The sequence below is a fragment of the Rhizobium sp. WW_1 genome (assembly GCF_003610155.1).
GTDB lineage: Bacteria > Pseudomonadota > Alphaproteobacteria > Rhizobiales > Rhizobiaceae > Rhizobium > Rhizobium tropici_A.
In genome coordinates this window covers 1181248-1203412 of the sequence record NZ_RAIN01000001.1, presented here as the reverse complement: position 1 = coordinate 1203412, position 22165 = coordinate 1181248, and the positions used below count along the sequence as shown (strand labels likewise).

Sequence of the window (22165 nt, the reverse complement as noted above, 5' to 3'; positions counted from 1 at the left end):
GCGAACATATTACCAAGGCATTAACGGCGCGTCGAAACTGCTTTGCCCAAGGATCTCATGTCTTCCGCATTGCTCCTGATCGATCTTCAGAATTCCATCCTGACAGGCCTTGGTACGCCGGAGCGTCAGCCGGATATCGACGCCGCGCTTGAGGTTGTTATGGCCAAACTGGCCGCGCTGAAACACAGCGCCCGTGCCGCCGGCGTCCCGGCCTTCATCGTCCAGCATGACGGTGCGCCGGGCCACCGCCTGGTCAAGCGCAGCGAAGGTTGGCAGCTGCGCCGGGAAATCGCGCCCGAAGCCGGTGATGCCGTCGTGCACAAGACGAGCTGCGATTCCTTCTTCGAGACGGATCTGGAGGCGCGGCTGCGAGCGCGGGGCGTCACCCATCTCATCGTCGGCGGCTGCATGACGCAGTTCTGCGTCGACACGACGGTGCGGCGCGCCGTTTCGCTGGGTTTCGACGTGACGCTGATCGCCGATGGCCATACGACGGCGGATATGGGCCGGCTGAGCTTCGAAGAGATTGTCATCCATCACAATATGCTGCTTGACGGCTTCGATGCCGGGCCGCATGAAATCAGGCTGGTTGCGTCCACCGAAATTTCCTTCTGAAGCCCTTTTTCCCGCCGGAGGCTCTATGCCGCATCTGACCAGCATGATCGCCTTTGCCCTGATCGCTCTCGGCATGGTGCTGACACCCGGGCCGAACATGATCTATCTGGTGTCGCGTTCGATTTCGCAGGGGCCGGCGGCGGGCCTGATCTCGCTCGGCGGCGTCGCCTGCGGTTTCCTCTTCTACATGTTCTCGGCTGCGCTCGGCATCACCGCCTTCGTCTTCGCCGTTCCCTTCGCTTATGACGCGTTGCGGCTTGCGGGTGCGGCCTATCTCGCCTGGCTCGCATGGAACGCGCTGAAGCCCGGCGGTCGTTCCGCCTTTCAGGTGCGTGAGCTGCCGAAGGATAGCACGCGCCGGCTGTTCACCATGGGACTGGTAACCAGCCTGCTGAACCCGAAGGTCGCGATCCTCTATCTGTCGCTGCTGCCACAGTTCATCGATCCTGCCGCCGGCAGCGTCTTCACCCAATCGCTCGTGCTCGGCTTCTCGCAGATCGTCATCAGCGTCACATTCAATGCCATCTTCGCGCTGAGCGCCGGCTGGATCGCGATGTTTCTCACCCGCCGCCCGTCTTTCGCGCTGGTGCAGCGCTGGCTGATGGGCACGGTGCTGGCCGGGCTCGCCCTGCGCATGGCGTTCGAGGCGCAACGCTGATGAACAATACTTCAAAACAGCTCGTCGCTGGCCTTCTGGCGCTGGCATCACTCGGGAGCCTGCCATCGATCGCTTTGGCAGCGGAGCCGGGCACGCAGACGATCGTCTTCATGCGCCATGGCGAAAAGCCCGAGGCGGGTCTCGGTCAGCTGAGCTGCCAGGGTCTCAATCGGGCCTTGGCACTGCCGCCGGTGCTGACGAAGCTCTTCGGCAAACCCGCCGCGATCTTCGCGCCCGATCCATCCAAACGGAAAGAAGATTCCGGCACGTCCTACGATTATATCCGGCCGCTTGCGACCGTCGAGCCGACGGCAATCGCCCTCGGTATGCCCGTCGATACCAGCTTCGGCTACGAGGATATCGATGATCTCAAGGCCGAGCTGGAAAAGCCTGCCTATGCCGGCAAGCTGATCTTCGTCGCCTGGGAGCATAAGCAGATCTTCGAGCTCGCCCGCCAGCTGATGAGCGACAATGGCGGCGACAAGAAAGCCGTGCCGAAATGGCATGGCAAGGATTTCGACAGCCTCTATGTCCTGCGCATAGGCGCGGGCAAGGCTGGACCGTCAGCGACGTTCGAGAAGATGGCGGAGGGCCTCGACGGCCGCTCCGAAACTTGTCCGAATCCGGCTAATTAAGGTCAGAAGACCGGACGCATGAAGCTGCGCTCGTAGCTGACGATGCAGCGCGTTTCCTCGCCATAGGCAAGGGCAGCCTGGCATTCAGCATCGCCGGGTATTTTCAGCCGATACTCCTCATAGGCGGCAAGGCTCGGGAAGCTGAAGAGCGCCAATGCGATGTTGTTGGCACCCTCATGCGGCATGAAATAGCCGTGATGCGTGCCGCCCAACCGGTTGACCAGCGGAATCCAGAGCTTGGCGTAATATTCGAATTCGGCAAGCTTGTAGGGATCGATGACATAGTGCAGGTAGCAGGTGATCATTCGGCGGCCTCCTTGGAAAGATGATTGTTTTTATGTCGGGGGAGGGAAATCCGCCAGCCGAGATTCATGCCCGCAGCAGCGCCGAGAATGATAACTGCACCGGCGATTTGCGCGACGCCGAGCACATGGCCGAAGGCGAAGCGGTCGACCGCGATGGCGGCGATCGGATAGATGAAGGACAGCGCGCCGGTCAGATGCGTCGGCAGCTTCTGGATGGCGCCGTAAAGCAGCACATACATCAGGCCGGTATGGACGACGCCCATGGTGACAAGGATCGACCACCCGCCGGCATCCTGCGGCGCGGCGGAAAAATTGGTGAAGGGAGCAAGCATCAGGATGCCGGTCGAGACCTGGATGAGCGCGATCAGATGCGGCGGCGTGCCCTTCAGCCACTTCGCGGCGATGGCTGCCAGCGCGTAAAAGAAGGCAGCGCTCAGCGAGAGCAGAATGCCCATCGCATAGCTTCCCACACCCGCCGTTTCGGCAGGCTTGCCTTCGACGATAATGACCATGCCGGCAAAAGCGAGGCCGAGCCAGAACAGCTTGGTGAAGGTAATCCGCTCGCCGAGAAACAGCGCGCCGAGCCCCAAAAGCATGAAGGGCTGCGTATTGTAGACCGTCGTGGCGATGGAAATGGAGGCATGGGAATAGGCGGCGAACAGCAGCAGCCAATTAAGGACGATGGCGATCCCGCCGCCGACCGCGATCGAATAGGTCCTCAAATTCAGAATGCCGGGGCGAAGCAGGCCCATGGTGGCGCAGATCGCAAGCAGCGTCAGCGCGCCGAAGGAGCAACGCCAGAAGACGACGTCGGTGACGGCCTGCCCGGACATCAGCACGAACCAGCCGATCGTGCCTGAAATCAGCATTGCCGCTGTCATTTCTATCGTGCCGTGTCTTATCTCGCTCATGGCCTTCGCTCCCGTCTGACGAAGCCAATCATATTGCGGCTTGGAAGCCGGTGATATAGACTTAATAAGGTCGTGAGATTTAACTGCCTAATTAAATGAGGCTAAGGCATGGGTATACCTAACGCTCCCTTGGATCTCGATGATATCGATCAGCGGATGCTTGAGGCGCTCGCACGCAATGCCCGGATATCGCTGAAGGAGCTGGCGGAAGTTGCTGGCCTCTCGTCCCCAAGTGCGGCGGAGCGGCTGCGCCGGCTGGAGGAGCGCGGCGTCATCTCTGCTTTCACCGTCGATATCGCGCCGGAAGCGATCGACTATCCCCTGCAGGCGATCGTCCGCATCAGGCCGTTGCCCGGTCAGCTTCACGTCGTCGAGCGGATTATTCAGCAGACGCCGGAATTCATCGAATGCGACAAGGTCACCGGCGACGATTGCTTTATCGGGCGGTTGGTGGTGCGCTCCATGGGCGAACTCGACGGCATTCTCGACAAGATCACCGAGCGGGCCGAGACGAACACGTCGATGATCAAGGCGACGCCGGTCAAGCGTCGACTGCCGCCGTTATCACGCTAGAATTCCGCCATCGGCGAGAGCATGAGCGGCCCGGCAATCTCGTCCGCTGCTTTGCCGCGCGCCATCAGCATCGTGTAACCCTCATAGGGCTCCAGCGACGTCTCGCAATTGAGGCGATCCGGCGAAAAGCAGACCTCGATACGATCGGGTTCGATATCAAGCGCAGACACAATGGTCGCAAGGGATGGAATGACTGTTCCCGCGACATCGAGAAGCCAGAGAGTCGCCCCGTCGAAGGTCCATGCGACGACCGTCTCATCCCCGAGCGTCGTCAGGCGGATCGCGGAATTGAAGCAGGCATTCAGCAGAAACATCTCCATCTGCCTGATAACGGCAAAGCGGTTGGAGACCGGCTGCCGGTTTTGCAGCAGAGACTTGATCAAGCTGAGATCATCAGGCGATTCCAGGGAAAGCTGCCGGGCACTCCTGTCTGACTTCTCGAGCTTTGGCAGCTTCGCAACGAAGACATGCTGCGGCACGGTGCGAAAGCCATAGCGCTCGTAAAGCGCGGGCTTATCGGTGAGCAGGAGATCGAGCTCGTATCCCTCGGCTGCGGTTCGCTCAAAGGCGCGCTGCATGAGATCGCGATAGAGGCCGCGTTCGCGCCACTCCGGCCGCACCGCGCCGGATTGATAGCCCGCCGCCTTGACGGCACGGCCATTGATCATCATCGGCATGGAGAAGGCGGTGAAGTTGGCGACGCAGCAGCCTTCGCTATCGAAATAGCCTGATGGCATGCTGCTTGAGTCGGGACCGCCAAAGCGATCCTGAAGGCTGACATCGATGGAAAACGTGTCCTGCAGCAACTCGACGAGGCCGTTCCAGGCGGCAGGATCGTCGAAGTAATCCTCGCGAAGTGTCAGGCCATGCGCTTGGGCAAGCTCGGTCATCACACGCCGGTCGAGCCGAAGCCGCCGGCGCCGCGCTTGGTTTCGCTCGCTTCATTGGTCTCGACAATGCGGGCCTGGATTGCCGGGGCAATGATCATCTGCGCGATGCGCATGCCGCGGGTAATCTCGAAGGGCTCTTCGCCGAGATTGATCAGAATCACCTTTACTTCGCCGCGGTAATCGCTGTCGATGGTGCCGGGCGAGTTCAGGCAGGTGATGCCGTTCTTGAAGGCAAGGCCGGAGCGCGGGCGGATCTGCGCCTCGAAACCTTCGGGAATTTCAAAGATCAAGCCGGTGGGCACAAGCGCCCGCTTGCCGGGTGCAAGCGTCAATGTTGCGCCGTCCTCGACGGCTGCGCGCAGGTCCATGCCGGCGGCACCTCTGGTCTCATAGGCGGGCAGATCGAGGCCTTCGCCATGCGGCAGGCGGATGAGGTTCAGCGTCGGGCTGATATCGGTGTGTATGGTCATGCGGCATTAGTTTGCGCTGCGGCGGCCGAGGTCAATTGCATTTGGGGCTTTGAGTCGTTAGATACGGCCGCAATTCACAGGATTTACACGTATGGCCGAAAGTCTCGCCGAGGCGGTCTCCCGCCGCCGCACATTTGCTATTATCGCTCACCCGGACGCGGGCAAGACCACGCTCACCGAAAAGCTGCTGCTGTTCGGCGGCGCCATTCAGCTTGCCGGCGAAGTCAAGGCGAAGAAGGATCGCATGCAGACGCGCTCCGACTGGATGAAGATCGAGCGCGAGCGCGGCATCTCGGTCGTTACCTCCGTCATGACCTTCGAATATGAAGGCAATGTCTTCAACATTCTCGATACGCCCGGCCACGAAGACTTCGCCGACGACACCTACCGCACGCTGACGGCCGTCGACGCCGCGGTTATGGTCATCGACGCCGCCAAGGGTATCGAGCCGCGGACGCTGAAGCTGTTCGAAGTCTGCCGCATGCGCGACATCCCGATCATCACCTTCATCAACAAGATGGACCGTGAGAGCCGCGATCCCTTCGAAATCCTCGATGAGGTCGAAGAGAAGCTGGCGCTGGATACGGCGCCGATCACCTGGCCCATCGGCCGCTCCAAGACCTTCTGCGGCTCCTATCATATTGCCGCCAACACCGTGCGCGGTTCCGACACCGAGGTCGAGGCGACGAAGGTAAACGGCCCGCAGGCGGTTGCCGACAGGCTGCCGGAAAACGAGCGTCAGGCCTTCGTCGACGAGACGGAACTGGCGATCGAGGCTTGCCGTCCGTTCGACCGGGAGTCCTTCCTCGAAGGGCATATGACGCCGGTCTTCTTCGGCTCGGCGCTTCGCAATTTCGGCGTGCGCGATCTTATCAACGCGCTCGGCGAATTCGCGCCGCCGCCGCGCGACCAGGTCGCCGATATCAGGACCGTTCACGCAACCGACGACAAGATGACGGCCTTCGTCTTCAAGATCCAGGCTAACATGGACCCGAACCATCGCGACCGCATCGCTTTCGCCCGTATCTGCTCCGGCAAGCTGGAGCGCGGCATGAAGGCGCGGCTGTCGCGCACCGGCAAGCAGCTCGGGCTCACCGCGCCGCAGTTCTTCTTCGCCTCGCAGCGCCAGCTCGCCGACACCGCCTATGCCGGCGACGTCGTCGGCATTCCGAACCACGGAACGCTGCGCATCGGCGACACGCTGACGGAAGGCGAATCCCTCGTCTTCCAGGGCGTGCCGAACTTCTCGCCGGAAATCCTGCGCCGCGTTCGTCTCGAAGACGCAATGAAGGCAAAGAAGCTCAAGGAAGCCCTGCAGCAGATGGCCGAAGAAGGCGTCGTGCAGCTCTTCTCGCCGGAAGACGGCTCGCCCGCCATTGTCGGCGTCGTCGGCGCCTTGCAGCTCGACGTGCTGAAGGAGCGCCTGATGGCCGAATACGGTCTACCGGTTTCCTTTGAAATGTCGCGCTTCTCCGTCTGCCGCTGGATCTCGGCTGACCAGTCCGCCGATCTCGAAAAATTCGTCACCCAGCGCCGCGGCGATATCGCCCGCGACCTCGACGGCGATCCGGTCTTCCTCGCGCAGGACGGCTTCTCGCTGCGCTACGAGGCGGAACGTTACCCGGCTATCAAGATGGTCGCGATCAAGGAATATCACGCCGTCAAGGCGGCTTGATATCGCAGACTGCAGCCACAGGCGATCGGCCTGTGGCTCATCACCCTGCGGCTGCGTTCATCAGCGCCGCGTAACGCGCCTCCGTGGCATCATCCAGCGGAAACATGCATTCGACCCGCAACTCCTGGGTCGTGATCATCTGCGGCGTTCCAACTGTCGTCACCAGAGAGAAGAATTTCAGCACATGCCCGTCCTTCACGAACGACAAGGGGATCACTGGTGCATTCTCGGTTGCTGATGATGTCTTCCATTCGGCATTCACATCGGGGTAGGCGAGGAGACTGTCGATCAGCTCCTTCGTCCGTCCGTCGATGACGCGGCCGACGGACTCGCGGAAAACGCGCCCCATCAGGCTTTCGGCCGTCTTGTCCCAATCCGGAATGAAGGGTCGCATGCCCGCGGGGTCGAACATCAGATGAAGAAGATTGCGCGGCTTCGGGCGTGCATCCATATCGGTAAAGTGACCGAAGAAGCGCAGCGTCGCGTCGTTGGTCATCAGGACATTCCAGTAGCGGTCCATCACGACGGCGGGGAAGGGCTCGTGCTGGCGCAGCATGCGCTTCAGCGCGTTGGTCACGCCTTGCATTTCCTGATTGTCAAAACTTCCTTCGGAATAGATCGGCGCATAACCGGCGGCGAGCAGCAGCGTGTTGCGCTCGCGGAACGGCACGTCCAGGGCATCGGCGAGCCGCAACACATTATGGCGGCCCGGCGTGCTCCTGCCGCTTTCGATAAAGCTGATCTGCCGCTGCGAAATACCGGTGTCGAGGGAAAGCTCGAGCTGGCTCTTGCCGCGCGTGTCGCGCCATGCGCGCAGCTGCGGCCCCAGTTCGTTTGGCAATCTCAATTCAGCGCGAAGAGAACTCATTCTGTAAAGCCTCGCTTCGTTCGTTTGGTGTGGCGGGGCCGTATTGGGCAGCCCCGCCAGCTTCAGTTCTTATGAGAAAGCAACCGGCCCGACCGAGCCGTACCAATGGTGCACTTTCGTCGGGTCTGCCTCGTCCATGTAGAAGAAATGCGTCATGACCGGTTTGACCACCGCCTGCGTGCGATCGTCGGGGGTCATGGTCACCGTCCCGCGGAACACTTTCAACGATCCGCCGTCCCAATATTCGGTGACATCATGCAATGCCGTGAAGCCGGTGTCGATGAAGGCGCGCAGGTTCTGGCGAATGGCTTCGCGCCCCTTCCAGTCGGCAATGCCGAGATTGCATGTGGCGTCTTCCGCCAGGCAATCAAAGCCTTCGCCGAAGGTCTTGTCGTCGATTTCCCGCCAGAAGGCGAGCAGCCATTGCGGGGCGTCTTTCTTAGTGAATGACATGGTCGTCATGGAATTCTCCTGAGCCCGCCGGTGAAGCGATGTTATGGCCATCGACATCGCTGTGAGCCGGGCACTCTTTGGTTGAAGGGCTGAAAGCTCTTCCTGCAAGAAGATGGTCCTTAGATACGCCAAGGCGAGCGCTGCCCTCAATTACATCGGATGTAATCAAAGCCTGCCGATTGCGTTTCAAGCTGACGTGATCGGTTCGGATGCGTTTCATTTTGGAATAGTGGTTTCGCGATGTTCCATCCGATATAGCGCTATGCCATAGTGCCGCCCCGGGGTCCCCTCGATCAGAACGAGCAGCTTTCATGATGAAATTTCTTGCGGTTCTTGCTCTGGCCTTCGTCGGCCTGGTGCCGGTCGCAGCCGAGGCGCGAATCATTACCGATGCGGCCGGACGCACGGTCTCCGTGCCGGACAAGATCAACCGTATTCTCGTCGCCGGGCCACCGGCCACCGTGCTGGTCTATGTGCTGGCGCCCGAGAAGCTCGTGGGCTGGGTTCACGCGCCGAATGATGCCGCCAAGGCCTATCTGATGCCGTCGGTGCGGGCGCTCCCCACCATCGGGCGTCTGACTGGCAAGGATGGCACGATCGGCTCTCAGGCCGTTCTGGATGCCAAGCCGGATATCATCCTCGACGCCGGCACGGTCGACCCGAGCTACAAGGCGCTGGCCGACAAGATTCAAGCCGAAACGCACATCCCCTATGTGCTTGTCGATGGCAGCTTTGCCCGCACCGCCGATACGCTTCGCGACGTTGGTGCCCTGATCGGCGTCGAGGACCGCGCCAACAAGCTCGCTGATTATGCCGATTCGGCGATCAAGGATCTGAACGAGAAGCTCGCGACGCTGCCGAACGATCCGCGCCCGCGCGTCTATTACGGTCGAGGCGCCGATGGTCTGGAAACCGGGCTTTCCGGTTCCATCAATCTCGAAATCCTCGATGCCGTCGGCACGATGAACGTCGCCGCCGCTGCAGGAAAGGGTGGGCTCACCAAGGTGACGCCGCAGCAGGTCGTCGGCTGGAATCCGGATATCATCATCGCCGATGATGCAAAATTTGCAGCTCTGGCGAAGAGCGATCCGCAATGGGCAGGCATCAAGGCGGTCAAGGACGGTAAAATCTTCGTGCCGCCGTCGCTGCCTTTCGGCTGGTTCGATTCCCCGCCAGGAGTCAACCGGCTGCTCGGCGTGCGCTGGATGGAGAAGCTGCTCTATCCCAAGCTCTTCCGCAGCGATTTTGCCGACGACGTCAAGGAATTCTACAAGCTGTTCTATCAGGTCGATCTGACCGACGATCAGTTGGCGAGCCTGCTGAAGGGTGTGAAGTAACCGCCGGGGGCAGGGAGCCGTTCATGGTCCGGGAAAACGAAATTCGCGAAAACGAGGTGGTCGTCGAGGCGCCGGCGGCCTCGGATGCCGGTCTGACCTTCATCGGCCGCATTTCAACGCCATGGACATCGCGCATGGAAACGCCGCGCCAGGGCCGGCATGATGGGCCGATCTGCCGGATCGAGATTTTCGAGCCCTGGGTGCTGGCGCTGACAGGGGTCGAGGCTTTCGAGCGGCTGGAGGTCCTCTATTGGCTGGATCGATCCCGGCGGGATCTCGTGCTGCAGAGCCCGGCCAGAAACGGCAAGGTACACGGCACCTTCTCGTTGCGATCGCCGGTGCGGCCCAATCCCATCGGCACATCCATCGTCAAGCTCGAAGCGGTCGAAGGCCACGTGCTGCTGGTGCGCGGCCTCGATTGCCTTGATGGCACGCCCTTGCTCGACCTGAAGCCGGATCGCACGCTGTTCAAACCGATCGCGCCGCCGCAGCCCGGGGATTTCCAGACCGGCGACGGCGAGACGGCGCATTACTGCCAGAAGCGCGATGCCTAGATTGCTTCACGCAATTCCAGGCGAAAACCGCTCCGCACTTTTCTGGAATTGCTTTAGTCGACGGCGACCATGACGTCGGATGCCTTGATGACGGCATAGGCCGAGGAGCCCACCGTCAGGCCCAGCTCGTCGACAGCCTCGTTGGTGATCGAAGAGGTGACGATCGAGCCGTTGCCGATGTCGATGCGGACATGCGCCGTCGTTGCACCCTTGGTGATTTCGACGACCTTGCCCTTGAGGCGGTTTCTTGCGCTGATTTTCATGGATGTTTCTCCCTTGTAACCGGCGCGACCATATCGTCTCGACCAGCGCCGGGCTACCGAAATTCTATTCGCCCCGCGGAAACCTCTGGTTCTCCTCAAGCACGTTGAGATCCATGTGGTTGCGCATGTAGCGCTCGGATGCCTTCTGCAGCGGCTGATAATCCCAGGGATAATAGGCGCCATTGCGCAGCGCGGTGTAGACCACCCATCGCCTTGCCTGGCTTTCGCGCACGGCGGCGTCGAAGTTTGCGAGGTTCCAGCGCATCATGGCCTGCGCTGTCAGCCTGTTCAGCGTTTCCGCGTAGGCTGGATTGCCCGCCAGATTGGTCAACTCCCTGGGGTCCTCCCTTAGGTCGAAGAGCATGGGCGGGTCCAACTCGCAAAGGGTCAGCTTGTAGTGGCCGTCACGCAGGCCTACGAGCGGCGCTTCGGAGCCTTCCGCGGCATATTCCATCGGCACGGGGCTGCGGCTTCCGGTTCCAAGGGCCAGCGGCGTCAGGTCCTCGCCGTCGGTCCAGCGGCGCAGCGAAGCGATGTCGATCCCAGCAAGGGCCGCCAGCGTCGGCGTCACGTCGAGCGTCGATACCGGCTGGTCGACAAGCTTCGGCTGCCAGCCGGGGGCTGCGATCATCAGCGGCACGCGGGCCGAACCTTCGAAGAAGTTCATCTTGAACCAGAGGCCGCGCTCGCCAAGCATGTCGCCATGGTCCGAAACGAAGAGGATGATGGTGTTGTCGGCCATGCGGCCGCGCTCGAGCGTGTCGAGAATCTCGCCGATCTTCTCGTCGACATAGGAGATATTGGCGAAATAGCCGCGCCGCGCCCGGCGGATCTGCTCCGGCGTGATCTCAAAGGCGGTATGATCGCAGGCTTTCATCAGCCGCTGCGAATGCGGGTCCTGCTCTTCGAAGGGGATTTCGCCGACTTCGGGGTCGAGCGCCGGGCAATCCTCATAGAGATCCCAGAAGCGGCGGCGCGCGACGTAAGGGTCGTGCGGATGCGTAAAGCTGACGGTCAGGCACCAGGGCCGCTCGTCATGTTGGCGCGAGAGATCGTAAAGCTTGCGGTTGGCGTGATAGGCAACCTCGTCGTCATACTCCATCTGGTTGGTGATCTCGGCCGTGCCAGCCCCGGTCACCGAGCCGAGATTGTGATACCACCAGTCGATGCGCTCGCCGGGCTTGGTGTAGTCGGGTGTCCAGCCGAAATCGGCGGGATAGATGTCCGTCGTCAGCCGCTCCTCGAAGCCGTGCATCTGGTCCGGGCCGACGAAGTGCATCTTGCCCGAAAGCGCCGTCTGGTAGCCGGCGGCACGCAGATGATGCGCGAAGGTCGGAATATCAGAGCAGAACTCGGCGGCATTGTCGTAGACGCGGGTGCGGCTCGGCAACTGCCCGGACATGAAGGAAGCGCGCGCCGGCGCGCAAAGCGGGCTTGCCGTATAGCTGTTGGCAAAGCGCACGGACCGCTTTGCCAAAGCTTTCAGGACCGGAGCATGCAGAAACTCGGCCGGGCCGTCGGGAAAGAATGTCCCGTTGAATTGATCGACCATGAGGATGAGGATATTCGGGCGGGACATTGGAGCATTTTCCTTGAAGATCAGAGGCCGGTGGCGGCTTTGACGGCGTCGAGGCCTGGCTTGCCGTCGATAGTGGTGACGCCGGCAAGCCAGGGCGTCAAGGCGTCAGGATGCGCCTTCAGCCAGGCGGTTGCCGCATCCTTGGCGCTCTGGCCGCCGAGGATCGAGCCCATCAGCGAATTTTCCATGCCGATATCGAAGGTCAGGTTATGGAAGAGCTTGGCCGCATTCGGGCATTGGGCGGCCCAACCGGTGCGCGCCAGCGTATAGACCTCGGCGCCACCGTAGTTTGCACCGAAATAGGCATCGCCGCCGGAGAGATAGGCGATCTTGAAGCGTTCGTTCATCGGATGCGGCGCCCAGGCGAGGAAGACGATCGCCTGCTTGTCCTTCGAGGCGCGCTCGACCTGCGACAGCATCGCCTGCTCGCTCGATTCCACCAGCTCCCAGCCCTTCAGGCCGAAATCATTGGCATCGATCATCTTCTGGATGTTGGCGTTGGCGGGTGCGCCGGGCTCGATGCCGTAGATCTTGTGGTCGAAATCCCCGGCGTGCTTCTGCAGGTCTGAAAAATCCTTGATGCCCTTGTCGGCAACATAGGTCGGAACGGCGAGCGTGAACTTCGCGCCCTGAAGGTTGCGGTTCAGCACCTCGGCTGCCTTTGCCTTGTTGAGGTCGTCCACGAAGGCCTTCTGTGCCGGCATCCAGTTGCCGAGGAAGACATCGATCTCTTTCGTCTTCATCGCCTGATAGCCGATCGGCACGGAGAGCGTCTTGATATCGGGCTCATAGCCGAGCGCGGTCAGCAGCACGCCGGTCACGCCGTTGGTCGAGGTGATGTCGGTCCAGCCGGGGTCCGACATATGGATCGTCTTGCAGCTATCGCCGTCGGCGCGGGCGATACCCGCAAAGGAAAGTACGGAAAGGAAAGCGCCGGCGGCGAGCCGACCCGTTGCAGATATGCGCATGACGATGTTCCCTCTTGTTATTGGATTATTTTATTGAACAACACTAGAGTTCACGCTGTGAAGCAGGCATTTTTCGATGGAAGCCAAAAGGAAATTTTATGGCAGAACGTTTGGTCGATCTTGGCTGGCTGCGGATATTTGTGGAGGTGGGCCGCTCCGGCAGTCTCTCCGCCGCCGCCTCTGCGCTCGGCCTGACGCAACCGGCCGTCAGCTACCAGATCCGCCGTATCGAGGAACAGATGGGCGTCGCCCTCTTTCACCGCCAGCATCGCGGCGTCAAACTCTCGCCGGAGGGGCAGCGCCTGTTCGAGATCGTCGAGAAATCCGTCGGTAGCGTCGACAATCTGGTGCGTAGTTTCCGTCTGGAAGCGGAGCGTCCGTCCGTTCGCCTGCGCACGGACTATGCTTTCTCCGCGCTGTGGCTGATCCCGCGCATGCATGCATTCCGCCTGCTTCACCCAGAGGTGGATATCCAGATCGTCGCCACGCAGCGGCTGGATCGCGGGGCGCCCGAGAGCGGCGATATCGCCGTGTTCTTCGGCACGCGCAGCGAGTTTGGTCCGGCGGCGACGCTGCTTCTGCCGGAGAGGGTCGTGCCGATCTGCACCAGAGGGTTCGCGGAGCGCCATGGCCCGTTCACCGATCCCTCGCAGCTCGCGGGCACCACGCTCGTCCATCTCGATTCGGAGATGCCGTCGCCCTGGTTCGATTGGGAGAGTTATCTTTCCGCCTTCGGCATCGCCCGCGATGCCTATGCCGGCCATGGTGATCTGCGCTTCAATACCTATTCGCTGGTGGTGCAGGCAGCCCTCAGCGAGCAGGGTGTGGCGATCGGCTGGATGGGCCTCGTCGATTCCCTGCTGGCCGCCCGGACGCTGGTGACGGCCGGCCCGATGCTGGAAGCGCCGGAGCGCGGTTATTGGCTGCTGCCGCCATCCGCGCCAAATCCGCATGCCGAACAGCTGGCGCAATGGCTGCTTTCGGAAGCAGCCATTGAGCAAACGTGAGCTATTCCGACGTAAGATCGTTAAGAAACGTCTCGCACCAGCGCGATACGTCGTTCTCAAGCAGGTAATCCATCATGCCGCGCCAGCGTTCCTGCCGCTCCTGCAGCGGCATATTGACCGCTCGCGCCAGCGCATTGGCGGTGCCGTCGACGTCGTAGGGGTTGACCAGCAGCGCGCCCTTCAGCTTGCGCGCCGCGCCGGCAAAGCGCGAGAGCACGAGCACGCCGGGGTCTTCCGGGTCCTGCGCGGCGACATATTCCTTGGCGACGAGGTTCATACCGTCACGCAGCGGCGTCACCAGTCCGACCTTCGCGAGCCGGTAGAGACCGGCCAGGATCGGGCGGCTGATCGAGCGGTTGATGTAGCGGATCGGCACCCAGTCGACCGTGCCGATGGTACCGTTGACCCGGCCAGCCTGTTCGGCGACAGCATGCTGCATCGCCTCGTACTCAGGCACTTCCGAGCGCGACTTCGGCGTGATCTGCAGGTAGGTGACGCTGCGCTGGTGCGCCGGGTTGTTGGTGATGAAGCGCTCGAAAGCGTCGATGCGCTGCGTGATGCCCTTGGAATAGTCGAGCCGGTCGACACCGAGGATCAGGTCGCGGCCCTCGATGCTCTGCCGGACCTTCTGCACCATGCTGTGCGAGGTGGCCTTGCGTGCGAAGGCGGCAAAGCCCTCCGTCTCGATGCCGATCGAATAGGCGCCGCCACGAAAATTATGGCCGTGAGCGCTGAAATGGCCGGGGCTCTTCTCGATGCCCATGCCCTCGCGTTTCAGGCAGCCCGCGAAGTTCTCGAGATCATGGTCTGTCTGGAACCCGAGCAGGTCGTAGGAGGAGAGGCCGCGCATAATCTCTTCATGCACCGGCATGGCCAGCACGACATCGGCCGGCGGCCAGGGAATGTGCAGGAAGAAACCGATGCGGTTCTTCAGCCCCATCTGCCTAAGCTCGGCGGCCAGTGGAATCAGATGATAATCGTGCACCCAGATGATGTCGTCAGGCTCGATCAAGGGTGCCAGCCGATGAGCGAAGAAGCGGTTGACGCGGAAATAGCCCGTCATTTCCTTGCGGGCATATTCCGCAAGATCGAGCCGATAATGGCAGATCGGCCAGAGCACCCGGTTGGCAAAGCCCTGATAGTATTCCTCGACGTCCGTCTGCGTCAGATCGGTCAGCGCGTAGGTAATATTGCCGTCCTTGGTCATCTGCAGCGGCTCGGGCTCGACGTCGCCGCTCGATTTGCCGGACCAGCCCATCCAGATACCGCCACGCTCGGCAAGGGCGGCCTGCAGCGCCACGGCCAAGCCGCCTGCGGCAGCCGCGCCCTTATGATCGGGAACGGAAACGCGATTGGAAACGATGATGAGACGGCTCAACGGCAATTCCTTTCGAGAAGGCTAAAGCAATTCCAGGAAAAGTACGCAGCCGTTTTCCGTTCGGAATTGCGGGAAACGAAGAAGCTGGAAGGCTTCGAAGTGATCGACGGGTTACTTGACGAGCGTTCCCAGCACATCCCTTAAACGCGCGGGCGAGCCAATGGATGCACGCGCCAGCGTTTTTCCGTTGCCGTCCCCGACACGCACGGACTGGCCGCCCAGGCGGTTGGCGGCAGCAAACATCGTCTCGTCGGTGACGTCGTCACCGATCGTAATGGGGCGGCGGCCTTCGAAAGGCTCCTCAGCAAGAAACGCCTCGACGGCATGTCCCTTGCTGGCGTGCGCAGGACAGATTTCGATCACCATCTTGCCCCGCTGCAGGTTCCAGTCGGGACCGGCTTCCTCCAGATGGCGCTGCATGGTGTCGTCGATCGCGGCCTCGTATGCGGGTGCGTGGCGAAAGTGAACCGCGACTGCAGCCCCCTTGTCCTCGACGATGGCGCCGGGCCAGGCCTGGGCCTCGCGTCGAATGACCTGCTTCATTGCCTGGAAGGCGGGCGGGATATGCGCGCGGCGCAGCCTTCCGGCCGCATCGCGACGTTCCGCGCCATGTAGGCCGGCAACGGGGAAGCGAAAGGGAGCAAAAAGGGGATCGACGAATTCGATGGCGCGTCCCGTCACCAGGGCGAGCGCGCCGCCAAGCTGGCGCGAAAGCGCGTGGAGGAGGCCTGGCAGATAGTCGGGAACGACGATCGCCTCCGGTCTTTCGGCAAGATCGAGCAAGGTTCCGTCGATATCGAGGAACAAGGCCCAGTCCTGCGGATACAGTGAGAGTGCGGTAAGAGCCGGCTCTTTCAGCGGCCTCGGTTCGGCTTCGCCCTGTTGGGGCTGTTCCTGAGAAGACATGGAGGGTTAGCTAAGGCGCTCTTCCCGTTCGGCAAGGAAAAAAACGAAATTGCTTGCGAGGAACCATCGGCAATTGCGTCGATGGTAGCGCCCATGAATGCAAAAGGGGCCGCCTTAAGCGACCCCCCATGAGCTTTGGCCCGTAACTGGCCTGAAGCGACGAACGCTTCGGGAAGGTGTTGGTCAGAGCGAGGGCTGCCTCGCAACGTTCACAACCATTTCCATGCCGTATACAAAGACCGAAATCTCACTAGACATTGGATCACCTTCCTTTCGTTACGTTTCAGACAAGACAAACGTAGCTCAAATTCGAGCCGATGCAAGAGGCACGGTTTCTAAGGGCTTCACACTTGTTGTCGCATTGAAATGCCCACGCTCGGCTCATCCTCGCGAAAAACCCTATGGCGTCGGGCTTCACGAAGAAAATGTTGCGATGCGAAACGTGATCGGACGAAGCGTCAAATATCTGTCATGTTGCAGATAGTGGCATGGAAAATTAAGAGTTTATTACCCATTCCGCATAAACAATCGTCCAAGATTTGCCATTCTCCCGCGGGACAGGAAGACAGCGGGAATCGGAGAACAAGACGCATGTGTCGCTGGGCAGCCTATCGTGGAGACCCCCTCTATCTGGAGGAGCTGGTGTCTTCGCCTGCCCACTCCCTGATCGAACAATCCCATTGCGCCACGCGCGCCAAGACCGCGACAAATGGTGACGGTTTCGGCATTGCCTGGTATGGTGATCGGTCGGAACCGGGTCGCTATCGCGATATCCTGCCGGCCTGGTCCGATTGCAATCTGAAGAGCCTGGCGCGGCAGATCCGCTCGCCGCTCTTCCTCGCGCATGTCCGCGCCGCCACCGGCGGCGGCACGCGGCGCGACAATTGCCATCCCTTCGTCTTCGAGAACTGGTCATTCCAGCACAACGGCCAGATTTCCAATTTCGACCGCCTGCGCCGGCCGATGGAAGCCATGCTCGATGACCGGCTGTTTAACGCCCGCAGCGGCACCACCGATTCAGAGCTTCTCTTCCTGCTTGCGATGCAATTCGGCATGGCCGCCAATCCGCTTGCGGCGATGGCCGAGGCCATTGGCTTTGTCGAAGGCCTCTCGCTGCATCTCACAGGCTCGGTGCTGGTGCGCTTCACGGCAGCCTTTTCCGATGGCAAGTCGCTCTACGCCATACGCTATGCGACGGATCGCAAGGCGCCGACGCTCTACGCCTCGCCGGTCGGGTCAGGCAACTGCCTCGTGTCGGAACCGTTGAACGACGATGTCGACGCCTGGCGCGAGATCCCCGACGGCAGCGCCGTTGTGATCGACGATACCGGTGTCCATGTTACGTCCTTCCAGCCGGAGGAGCGCGTCGCAGCCGAGCGTCAGCCGATGACTGCTATCCCTGCGTGAACTGAGCCGATATCAGGGCCGCGAGCCGAGCCGCCACTTCATCCTTGTCGAGATCGGGCCATTGCTCAACGCCCGCGTGGCTGATGATCTTCACGCGGTTGTGCGTGCCGCCCATGATGCCGGTTGCGGGCGAGACGTCGTTGGCGACGATGAAGTCGGCGCCTTTGCGCTCCAGCTTCGCGCGGGCATTGCTCTCGACATCCTGTGTTTCGGCGGCAAAGCCGATGACGAGTTTCGGCCGCTGCGTGTGATGGCCAACCGTTTTCAGAATGTCGGGATTTTCCGTGAGCGCCAGTGTCGGGAGCGACTCGCCTGGGTGCTTCTTGATCTTCTGGTCCGATGCGGAAGCGACCTTCCAGTCTGCGACGGCCGCCACCATGACGGCGATGTCGGCGGGAAGGGCTGCCAGAACGGCATCGCGCATTTCGTCCGCCCGCTCGACATGGATGACATGCATGCCTGCGGGATCGGGAATGGAAACGGGGCCTGAGACCAGCGTCACGTCGGCGCCGAGGGCGGCAAGCGCAGCAGCGATGGCATGGCCCTGCCTTCCTGAGGAGCGGTTGGCGATATAGCGCACGGGGTCGATCGGCTCATGTGTTGGCCCCGAGGTGATAACGACTTTCTTGCCGGCAAGTGGCTTGTGGCCATTGTCGAGCCTCATCTCCGCGGCGGCAACGATATCGAGCGGTTCGGCCATCCGGCCCGCGCCGCTCTCGCCGCTTTCGGCCATCTCGCCCGTCATCGGACCGACGAAGGCAATACCGTCACTACGTAGTGTCTCGACGTTGCGCCTGGTCGCGGGATGCGCCCACATCTTCGGGTTCATGGCCGGGGCGGCCAGCACAGGGCGGTCCGTGGCAAGCAGTATGGTGGAGGCCAGATCATCTGCCAGCCCGTTTGCCATCTTTGCGAGCAGATCGGCCGTCGCCGGCGCGATCAGCACGAGGTCGCAGTCGCGCGCCAGCCTGATATGGCCGACATCCTGCTCATCCTGGCGCGAAAACAGATCGGTGAAGACATGGTCGGCGGCCAGCGCGCCGACGGCAAGCGGCGTAATGAACTCCTGCGCGCCCGATGTCATGACGGGCCGCACGCTCGCGCCGCGCTCGCGCAGCCGGCGGATGAGGTCGAGGCTCTTATAGGCCGCGATGCCGCCGGAGATGATAAGAAGGATGCGCTTTCCTGCGAGAACCATGCCTGAACCCGTCGTCTGTTCTTTTGCCGACAAGCCTAAGCCTTTGGTGTGTCATAGGCAATCGTGGCATTCTCTCATTACGGTTGTGAGCCGCCGTTTCCCGCCATTTCCGGCAGATGATCACGTCGGCCTCACGCCCTTGTCATTTGCGCGTGCCTTTGGTCTCGACAAAGGTGAACACGTTAACGACCAAAGGAGCAACGCCTTGAAACTGATGAAAATCGCGATGATCGCCCTGCCAATCATGGCCGCGGCCATGCCGGCTTTTGCCGAGCGTGCCTATTCGCCGCAAGAGCTGAAGAACAAGGAGATCGTTCTGGATTTCTACCAGAAGGCGCTGAACGAAAAGGACTTCGACGCGGCCTCCAAATATCTCGGCAAGTACATCCAGCACAATCCGATGGCGGCCGATGGTCCTGAAGGCCTGCGCGGCTTCCTTGAGTACCTGAAGAAGAACTATCCGCAGTCGAAGAGCGAGATCAAGCGCGTGATGGTCGACGGCGATTACGTGATCCTGCGAGTCCATGCCATTCGCCAGCCGGGCGACCGCGGCAGCGCCATCGTCGATATCTTCCGCGTCGAAGACAACAAGATCCAGGAACATTGGGATTCGGTCCAGCCGATCCCCGAGACGTCGAAGAACAACAATACAATGTTCTGAGTGGAAGGGCCGAAAGGGAAGTAAGATCCGCGGCCCGTCCTCATCCATTCAAAGCATTCCGACGACATGATCCCGCACCCATTTCCTGCTTGCGGGATCATGTCCGTATTCCGACGTTGCCGGCGCAATAATCGCGTCGGCAAAACGCCCACTCAGGTCCGCGTGATCGACAGACCACCGTCGATGAGCGAAGCAGTGCCGCTGACGAAGCTTGCGTCATCGGAGGCGAGGTAGAGGACCGAGTGTGCAATCTCTTCGGGGCCGGCGACACGCTTCAGCGCATGCAGATTGGTTATGAAGGCTTGCTTGTCAGCCGTGTCGTTCATTTCACGGTACATATCTGTATCGACTGCACCTGGCAGGATGGCATTGACGCGCACATTCTGCGGGCCGAATTCTGCGGCGAGTGCTTGCGTCAGGCCGATCAGGCCGGACTTGCTGGCGGCATAGGCGGCGACGCCAGGGAAGCCGACGGTATAGCCGACAAAGGTCGACGTGAAGATCACGGAACCACCGCCATGCTTCACCATTTCACCGATCTGGTGCTTGGCGGCCAGGAACGATGCGGTGAGGTTGATTGCCAGCGCATCGGCAAAGCCAGCCTCTGAAACCTCGGTGCTGGGACCGGCTTCGCCGAGCGTACCGGCATTGTTGAAAGCGATATCGAGCCTGCCATAGCGCTCGACCGCAAGGGCGACCAGCGCCTTGTGATAGTCTTCCGAGCGTACGTCGCCGGCCAGTACGGCGGCTTCGCCGCCGGCAGCCTTGATCTCGGCGGCAAGGCTTTCCAGCTCTGCGGCGCGGCGCGCGCCGACAACGACCTTCGCGCCCTCTGCGGCGAAGAGCTTTGCGGTGACGCGGCCGATGCCGGAGCTGGCGCCGGTGACGATTGCGACTTTTCCATTCAAGCGGTTCATTGTTCCATCTCCTTTGTGGGAACGTATCTTTCGGTTTGTCCGATACGTGGAAGATGGCCTTTTCCAATCGTTCGGATTAGTCTGCAAATAGTGGAATTCGAATTCGGAGTTTCCGAACGATGTTGAAGATCGACGGGATCGTGACGTTCGTGACCGTAGCCGAGGTCGGCTCGATCAGCGAGGCGGCACGACGCCTGCGCCTGTCGAAATCCGTCGTCAGCGAACGCCTCTCGGAAATGGAGAAAGCACTGGGGGCAACCCTGCTTCACCGCACGACCCGCAAGCTGAGCCTGACGGAGGATGGCACCGCCTTTCTGCAGCGCGCGAGGCGCATCGCGCAGGAGGTGCGCGAGGCCGCCGCCGATCTCGCCGAACGGCGCGGCACATTGATGGGACCGCTGCGCATCGCCGCGCCCGTCACCTTCGGCCGGCTGCATCTGGGGCCGGCCCTCTATCCGTTTCTCGCCGAGCATCCGGAGATCGAACTGACGCTCGATCTCGACGATCGCCGGGTCGATGCCGCCTCGGATGGCTATGATGCAATTATCCGTCACGGCCTGATTGCCGACTCGCGCCTTGTCGCATGGAAGCTCGCCCGCAGCCGCCGTCTCGTTGTGGCGTCGCCGGATTATCTGACACGTCACGGTAAGCCCTCCTCCCTGGCCGACCTCGAGAATCATCGCGGTATTTTCTACACGAATCGCGGCGTTGCGGATTGGCGTTTTCAGGGTCCCGAGGGCGCCATCGTCATCAGGGGAACGCTGGCATTGGGCGTGAATAACGGCGATGTTCTTCATGATGCTGCGATTGCCGGGCTCGGCATTGCCTTGCTGCCCACTTTCATTGCCGGGCCTTCTGTCAGAGACGGGCGGCTTGTCGAGATCGACGTCGGCTATCGACCGGAGCCGGAGTTCATCTTCATGGCCCATCCTGAGGGTCGCAATCCCTCGGCCAAACTCCGGGCTATGGCCGATCACCTCAAGAAGGCGTTCGGCGACCCGCCCTATTGGGAGCGGAGCTAGTTAGGCTATCAGGCTCATCAGATTGGCGATGACGGGCGAGCGTTGCGCCTTGAGGCTGGCGAGCCCGAGGCGAGCGACGACAGGCGGCCCATCGATCGGCCGATAGGCAACACCGTCGAGCTTGATCTGCGAGATCGAGGCCGGAACGATGGAAACGCCGAGATTGGCGGCGACGAGATTGACGACAGAGGGGATTTGCGGCGCTTCCTGCGTCACCACGAGGTCGAAGCCCGCTTCGCGGCAAGCAGCGACAATGTCATCATAGAGGCTGAGACCCACCATGCGCGGGAAAAGGATGAAGGGCTCGCCGGCAAGCGCAGCGATCGGCACGTGGTCCTGACTTGCCAGCGGATGATGGGCCGGCAGTGCAATCAGCATCGGCTCGTCGGCAAAGCGCTTCAGCCGTACATCTCTGGGATCTTCCAGCCCCGGGCGAATGAAAGCTGCGTCGATCTCGCCGCGCATCAGCCGCTCCATCAGCGCGTTGGTGTTCATCTCGGTCAGCGACAGCCGTACCTCCGGCCAGTGCCCACGAAACTCGCGGATCGTCGCCGTGACGATGGTGTTGAAGGCGGAGGACGCGGTGAAGCCAAGCGAGAGACGGCCGATCTCGCCGCGATTGGCGCGCTGGGCGGCAAGCTTTGCCTTTTCCGCCGCCTCGACCGCCATTCTTGCCTCTGTCAGAAAGGCTTCGCCGGCCGCCGTCAGCTCCGCGCCATGCGGTACGCGATGGAACAGTTGCGCGCCCACCTCGTTTTCCAGGTCCCGAATCTGCTGGCTGAGCGGCGGCTGGCCGATGCCGAGATTGGCGGCCGCACGGGTGAAATTCCCGGCTTCCGCGAGCGCCAGAAAATAGCGGATATGACGCAGCTCCATCGCTATCTCCAAAAGCTATCAAGATCGCCTGTTCCATAT

General features: G+C 61.4%; 25 protein-coding genes. 11 read left to right on the top strand and 14 right to left on the bottom strand.

Annotation, left to right across the window (positions count from 1 at the left end; all coding sequences use genetic code 11):
- Positions 1 to 57: 57 nt before the first annotated feature.
- The 3 genes from BJ928_RS05765 to BJ928_RS05755 are packed head-to-tail and all read left to right on the top strand — an operon-like array spanning position 58 to position 1908.
- The gene (locus BJ928_RS05765; RefSeq protein ID WP_047628823.1) at positions 58 to 615 is read left to right on the top strand and encodes a cysteine hydrolase family protein; all 558 of its coding nucleotides are present in this window, start codon (positions 58 to 60) and stop codon (positions 613 to 615) included.
- Between the two features lie 25 nt (positions 616 to 640).
- Positions 641 to 1273, top strand: a complete 633-nt coding sequence (locus BJ928_RS05760; protein ID WP_047628439.1) for a LysE family translocator — start codon at positions 641 to 643, stop codon at positions 1271 to 1273.
- On the top strand, positions 1273 to 1908 hold the full coding sequence (locus tag BJ928_RS05755) for a hypothetical protein (RefSeq protein WP_047628437.1): 636 nt from the start codon (positions 1273 to 1275) through the stop codon (positions 1906 to 1908). Before BJ928_RS05760 ends, BJ928_RS05755 begins: the two co-directional genes overlap by 1 nt.
- A 2-nt stretch (positions 1909 to 1910) precedes the next feature.
- Here the strand turns inward: BJ928_RS05755 and BJ928_RS05750 are convergent, their stop codons facing one another.
- Together BJ928_RS05750 and BJ928_RS05745 are read right to left on the bottom strand one after the other, a co-directional pair.
- Complete coding sequence (locus BJ928_RS05750) at positions 1911 to 2213, bottom strand: NIPSNAP family protein (RefSeq protein ID WP_047628436.1); 303 nt, start codon at positions 2211 to 2213, stop codon at positions 1911 to 1913.
- The gene (locus tag BJ928_RS05745) at positions 2210 to 3124 is read right to left on the bottom strand and encodes a DMT family transporter (protein ID WP_047628435.1); all 915 of its coding nucleotides are present in this window, start codon (positions 3122 to 3124) and stop codon (positions 2210 to 2212) included. Before BJ928_RS05745 ends, BJ928_RS05750 begins: the two co-directional genes overlap by 4 nt.
- A 108-nt stretch (positions 3125 to 3232) precedes the next feature.
- On the opposite strand from BJ928_RS05745, the gene BJ928_RS05740 reads away from it, so the two are divergent.
- Entirely contained in the window at positions 3233 to 3697 is a 465-nt protein-coding gene (locus tag BJ928_RS05740) for an Lrp/AsnC family transcriptional regulator (RefSeq protein ID WP_047628433.1), read from the top strand.
- Here the strand turns inward: BJ928_RS05740 and BJ928_RS05735 are convergent.
- Complete coding sequence (locus tag BJ928_RS05735; protein ID WP_047628431.1) at positions 3694 to 4587, bottom strand: GNAT family N-acetyltransferase; 894 nt, start codon at positions 4585 to 4587, stop codon at positions 3694 to 3696. The genes BJ928_RS05740 and BJ928_RS05735 overlap by 4 nt on opposite strands.
- Positions 4587 to 5057, bottom strand: a complete 471-nt coding sequence (gene dut / locus BJ928_RS05730; protein ID WP_047628429.1) for a dUTP diphosphatase — start codon at positions 5055 to 5057, stop codon at positions 4587 to 4589. The genes BJ928_RS05735 and dut overlap by 1 nt, the downstream gene beginning before the upstream one ends.
- 91 nt (positions 5058 to 5148) lie before the next feature.
- On the opposite strand from dut, the gene BJ928_RS05725 reads away from it, so the two are divergent.
- Positions 5149 to 6732, top strand: a complete 1584-nt coding sequence (locus BJ928_RS05725) for a peptide chain release factor 3 (RefSeq protein ID WP_047628428.1) — start codon at positions 5149 to 5151, stop codon at positions 6730 to 6732.
- A 40-nt stretch (positions 6733 to 6772) separates the two neighbouring features.
- On the opposite strand, the gene BJ928_RS05720 is transcribed toward BJ928_RS05725, so the two are convergent.
- Complete coding sequence (locus BJ928_RS05720) at positions 6773 to 7600, bottom strand: helix-turn-helix transcriptional regulator (protein ID WP_047628426.1); 828 nt, start codon at positions 7598 to 7600, stop codon at positions 6773 to 6775.
- Positions 7601 to 7669: 69 nt separating this feature from the next.
- On the bottom strand, positions 7670 to 8062 hold the full coding sequence (locus BJ928_RS05715) for a nuclear transport factor 2 family protein (RefSeq protein ID WP_047628425.1): 393 nt from the start codon (positions 8060 to 8062) through the stop codon (positions 7670 to 7672).
- 302 nt (positions 8063 to 8364) lie between these two features.
- Here BJ928_RS05715 and BJ928_RS05710 point away from each other — a divergent pair, with 302 nt between their 5' ends.
- Both BJ928_RS05710 and tsaA read left to right on the top strand, forming a co-directional pair.
- Positions 8365 to 9390 (top strand): iron ABC transporter substrate-binding protein, encoded by a 1026-nt coding sequence (locus BJ928_RS05710; protein ID WP_047628424.1) that lies wholly within the window; start codon positions 8365 to 8367, stop codon positions 9388 to 9390.
- Positions 9391 to 9413: 23 nt separating this feature from the next.
- On the top strand, positions 9414 to 9944 hold the full coding sequence (gene tsaA / locus BJ928_RS05705) for a tRNA (N6-threonylcarbamoyladenosine(37)-N6)-methyltransferase TrmO (RefSeq protein WP_047628421.1): 531 nt from the start codon (positions 9414 to 9416) through the stop codon (positions 9942 to 9944).
- 53 nt (positions 9945 to 9997) lie between these two features.
- Here the strand turns inward: tsaA and BJ928_RS05700 are convergent, their stop codons facing one another.
- The 3 genes from BJ928_RS05700 to BJ928_RS05690 form a co-directional block, all read right to left on the bottom strand.
- Positions 9998 to 10207 (bottom strand): molybdopterin-binding protein, encoded by a 210-nt coding sequence (locus tag BJ928_RS05700; RefSeq protein ID WP_047628419.1) that lies wholly within the window; start codon positions 10205 to 10207, stop codon positions 9998 to 10000.
- Between the two features lie 64 nt (positions 10208 to 10271).
- The gene (gene betC, locus BJ928_RS05695; protein WP_047628418.1) at positions 10272 to 11786 is read right to left on the bottom strand and encodes a choline-sulfatase; all 1515 of its coding nucleotides are present in this window, start codon (positions 11784 to 11786) and stop codon (positions 10272 to 10274) included.
- 20 nt (positions 11787 to 11806) lie between these two features.
- Complete coding sequence (locus BJ928_RS05690) at positions 11807 to 12754, bottom strand: choline ABC transporter substrate-binding protein (protein ID WP_047628417.1); 948 nt, start codon at positions 12752 to 12754, stop codon at positions 11807 to 11809.
- 98 nt (positions 12755 to 12852) lie between these two features.
- On the opposite strand from BJ928_RS05690, the gene BJ928_RS05685 reads away from it, so the two are divergent.
- A complete protein-coding gene (locus BJ928_RS05685) occupies positions 12853 to 13761 on the top strand; it encodes a LysR family transcriptional regulator (protein ID WP_047628416.1) in 909 nt (302 codons plus the stop codon).
- 1 nt (position 13762) lies between these two features.
- On the opposite strand, the gene otsA is transcribed toward BJ928_RS05685, so the two are convergent.
- Together otsA and otsB are read right to left on the bottom strand one after the other, a co-directional pair.
- Positions 13763 to 15139, bottom strand: coding sequence for an alpha,alpha-trehalose-phosphate synthase (UDP-forming) (gene otsA / locus BJ928_RS05680; RefSeq protein ID WP_047628414.1), 1377 nt, complete (start codon positions 15137 to 15139; stop codon positions 13763 to 13765).
- A 111-nt stretch (positions 15140 to 15250) separates the two neighbouring features.
- Positions 15251 to 16045 (bottom strand): trehalose-phosphatase, encoded by a 795-nt coding sequence (otsB, locus tag BJ928_RS05675; protein ID WP_047628413.1) that lies wholly within the window; start codon positions 16043 to 16045, stop codon positions 15251 to 15253.
- Positions 16046 to 16636: 591 nt separating this feature from the next.
- On the opposite strand from otsB, the gene BJ928_RS05670 reads away from it, so the two are divergent.
- Positions 16637 to 17452, top strand: coding sequence for a class II glutamine amidotransferase (locus BJ928_RS05670; RefSeq protein WP_047628412.1), 816 nt, complete (start codon positions 16637 to 16639; stop codon positions 17450 to 17452).
- On the opposite strand, the gene coaBC is transcribed toward BJ928_RS05670, so the two are convergent.
- Positions 17439 to 18650, bottom strand: a complete 1212-nt coding sequence (coaBC, locus tag BJ928_RS05665) for a bifunctional phosphopantothenoylcysteine decarboxylase/phosphopantothenate--cysteine ligase CoaBC (protein ID WP_047628410.1) — start codon at positions 18648 to 18650, stop codon at positions 17439 to 17441. The genes BJ928_RS05670 and coaBC overlap by 14 nt on opposite strands.
- A gap of 214 nt (positions 18651 to 18864) precedes the next feature.
- On the opposite strand from coaBC, the gene BJ928_RS05660 reads away from it, so the two are divergent.
- The gene (locus BJ928_RS05660) at positions 18865 to 19311 is read left to right on the top strand and encodes an ester cyclase (RefSeq protein ID WP_183079377.1); all 447 of its coding nucleotides are present in this window, start codon (positions 18865 to 18867) and stop codon (positions 19309 to 19311) included.
- Positions 19312 to 19463: 152 nt separating this feature from the next.
- Here BJ928_RS05660 and BJ928_RS05655 read toward each other — a convergent pair whose 3' ends face one another.
- Positions 19464 to 20228 (bottom strand): SDR family oxidoreductase, encoded by a 765-nt coding sequence (locus BJ928_RS05655; RefSeq protein WP_047628406.1) that lies wholly within the window; start codon positions 20226 to 20228, stop codon positions 19464 to 19466.
- 119 nt (positions 20229 to 20347) lie between these two features.
- On the opposite strand from BJ928_RS05655, the gene BJ928_RS05650 reads away from it, so the two are divergent.
- Positions 20348 to 21250, top strand: a complete 903-nt coding sequence (locus tag BJ928_RS05650) for a LysR family transcriptional regulator (RefSeq protein WP_047628405.1) — start codon at positions 20348 to 20350, stop codon at positions 21248 to 21250.
- On the opposite strand, the gene BJ928_RS05645 is transcribed toward BJ928_RS05650, so the two are convergent.
- The gene (locus tag BJ928_RS05645) at positions 21251 to 22126 is read right to left on the bottom strand and encodes a LysR family transcriptional regulator (protein ID WP_047628403.1); all 876 of its coding nucleotides are present in this window, start codon (positions 22124 to 22126) and stop codon (positions 21251 to 21253) included.
- Positions 22127 to 22165 lie beyond the last annotated feature (39 nt).

Coding starts and splice junctions, on each gene's coding strand:
- BJ928_RS05765 (WP_047628823.1), top strand. CDS start 58: ATGTCTTCCGCATTGCTCCTGATCGATCTTCAGAATTCCATCCTGACA.
- tsaA (WP_047628421.1), top strand. CDS start 9,414: ATGGTCCGGGAAAACGAAATTCGCGAAAACGAGGTGGTCGTCGAGGCG.
- dut (WP_047628429.1), bottom strand. CDS start 5,057: ATGACCATACACACCGATATCAGCCCGACGCTGAACCTCATCCGCCTG.
- BJ928_RS05755 (WP_047628437.1), top strand. CDS start 1,273: ATGAACAATACTTCAAAACAGCTCGTCGCTGGCCTTCTGGCGCTGGCA.
- coaBC (WP_047628410.1), bottom strand. CDS start 18,650: ATGGTTCTCGCAGGAAAGCGCATCCTTCTTATCATCTCCGGCGGCATC.
- BJ928_RS05650 (WP_047628405.1), top strand. CDS start 20,348: ATGTTGAAGATCGACGGGATCGTGACGTTCGTGACCGTAGCCGAGGTC.
- otsB (WP_047628413.1), bottom strand. CDS start 16,045: ATGTCTTCTCAGGAACAGCCCCAACAGGGCGAAGCCGAACCGAGGCCG.
- BJ928_RS05700 (WP_047628419.1), bottom strand. CDS start 10,207: ATGAAAATCAGCGCAAGAAACCGCCTCAAGGGCAAGGTCGTCGAAATC.
- BJ928_RS05660 (WP_183079377.1), top strand. CDS start 18,865: ATGAAAATCGCGATGATCGCCCTGCCAATCATGGCCGCGGCCATGCCG.
- BJ928_RS05710 (WP_047628424.1), top strand. CDS start 8,365: ATGATGAAATTTCTTGCGGTTCTTGCTCTGGCCTTCGTCGGCCTGGTG.
- BJ928_RS05645 (WP_047628403.1), bottom strand. CDS start 22,126: ATGGAGCTGCGTCATATCCGCTATTTTCTGGCGCTCGCGGAAGCCGGG.
- BJ928_RS05690 (WP_047628417.1), bottom strand. CDS start 12,754: ATGCGCATATCTGCAACGGGTCGGCTCGCCGCCGGCGCTTTCCTTTCC.
- BJ928_RS05750 (WP_047628436.1), bottom strand. CDS start 2,213: ATGATCACCTGCTACCTGCACTATGTCATCGATCCCTACAAGCTTGCC.
- BJ928_RS05670 (WP_047628412.1), top strand. CDS start 16,637: ATGTGTCGCTGGGCAGCCTATCGTGGAGACCCCCTCTATCTGGAGGAG.
- BJ928_RS05715 (WP_047628425.1), bottom strand. CDS start 8,062: ATGACGACCATGTCATTCACTAAGAAAGACGCCCCGCAATGGCTGCTC.
- BJ928_RS05720 (WP_047628426.1), bottom strand. CDS start 7,600: ATGAGTTCTCTTCGCGCTGAATTGAGATTGCCAAACGAACTGGGGCCG.
- BJ928_RS05760 (WP_047628439.1), top strand. CDS start 641: ATGCCGCATCTGACCAGCATGATCGCCTTTGCCCTGATCGCTCTCGGC.
- BJ928_RS05655 (WP_047628406.1), bottom strand. CDS start 20,228: ATGAACCGCTTGAATGGAAAAGTCGCAATCGTCACCGGCGCCAGCTCC.
- BJ928_RS05740 (WP_047628433.1), top strand. CDS start 3,233: ATGGGTATACCTAACGCTCCCTTGGATCTCGATGATATCGATCAGCGG.
- betC (WP_047628418.1), bottom strand. CDS start 11,786: ATGTCCCGCCCGAATATCCTCATCCTCATGGTCGATCAATTCAACGGG.
- BJ928_RS05735 (WP_047628431.1), bottom strand. CDS start 4,587: ATGACCGAGCTTGCCCAAGCGCATGGCCTGACACTTCGCGAGGATTAC.
- BJ928_RS05725 (WP_047628428.1), top strand. CDS start 5,149: ATGGCCGAAAGTCTCGCCGAGGCGGTCTCCCGCCGCCGCACATTTGCT.
- BJ928_RS05745 (WP_047628435.1), bottom strand. CDS start 3,124: ATGAGCGAGATAAGACACGGCACGATAGAAATGACAGCGGCAATGCTG.
- BJ928_RS05685 (WP_047628416.1), top strand. CDS start 12,853: ATGGCAGAACGTTTGGTCGATCTTGGCTGGCTGCGGATATTTGTGGAG.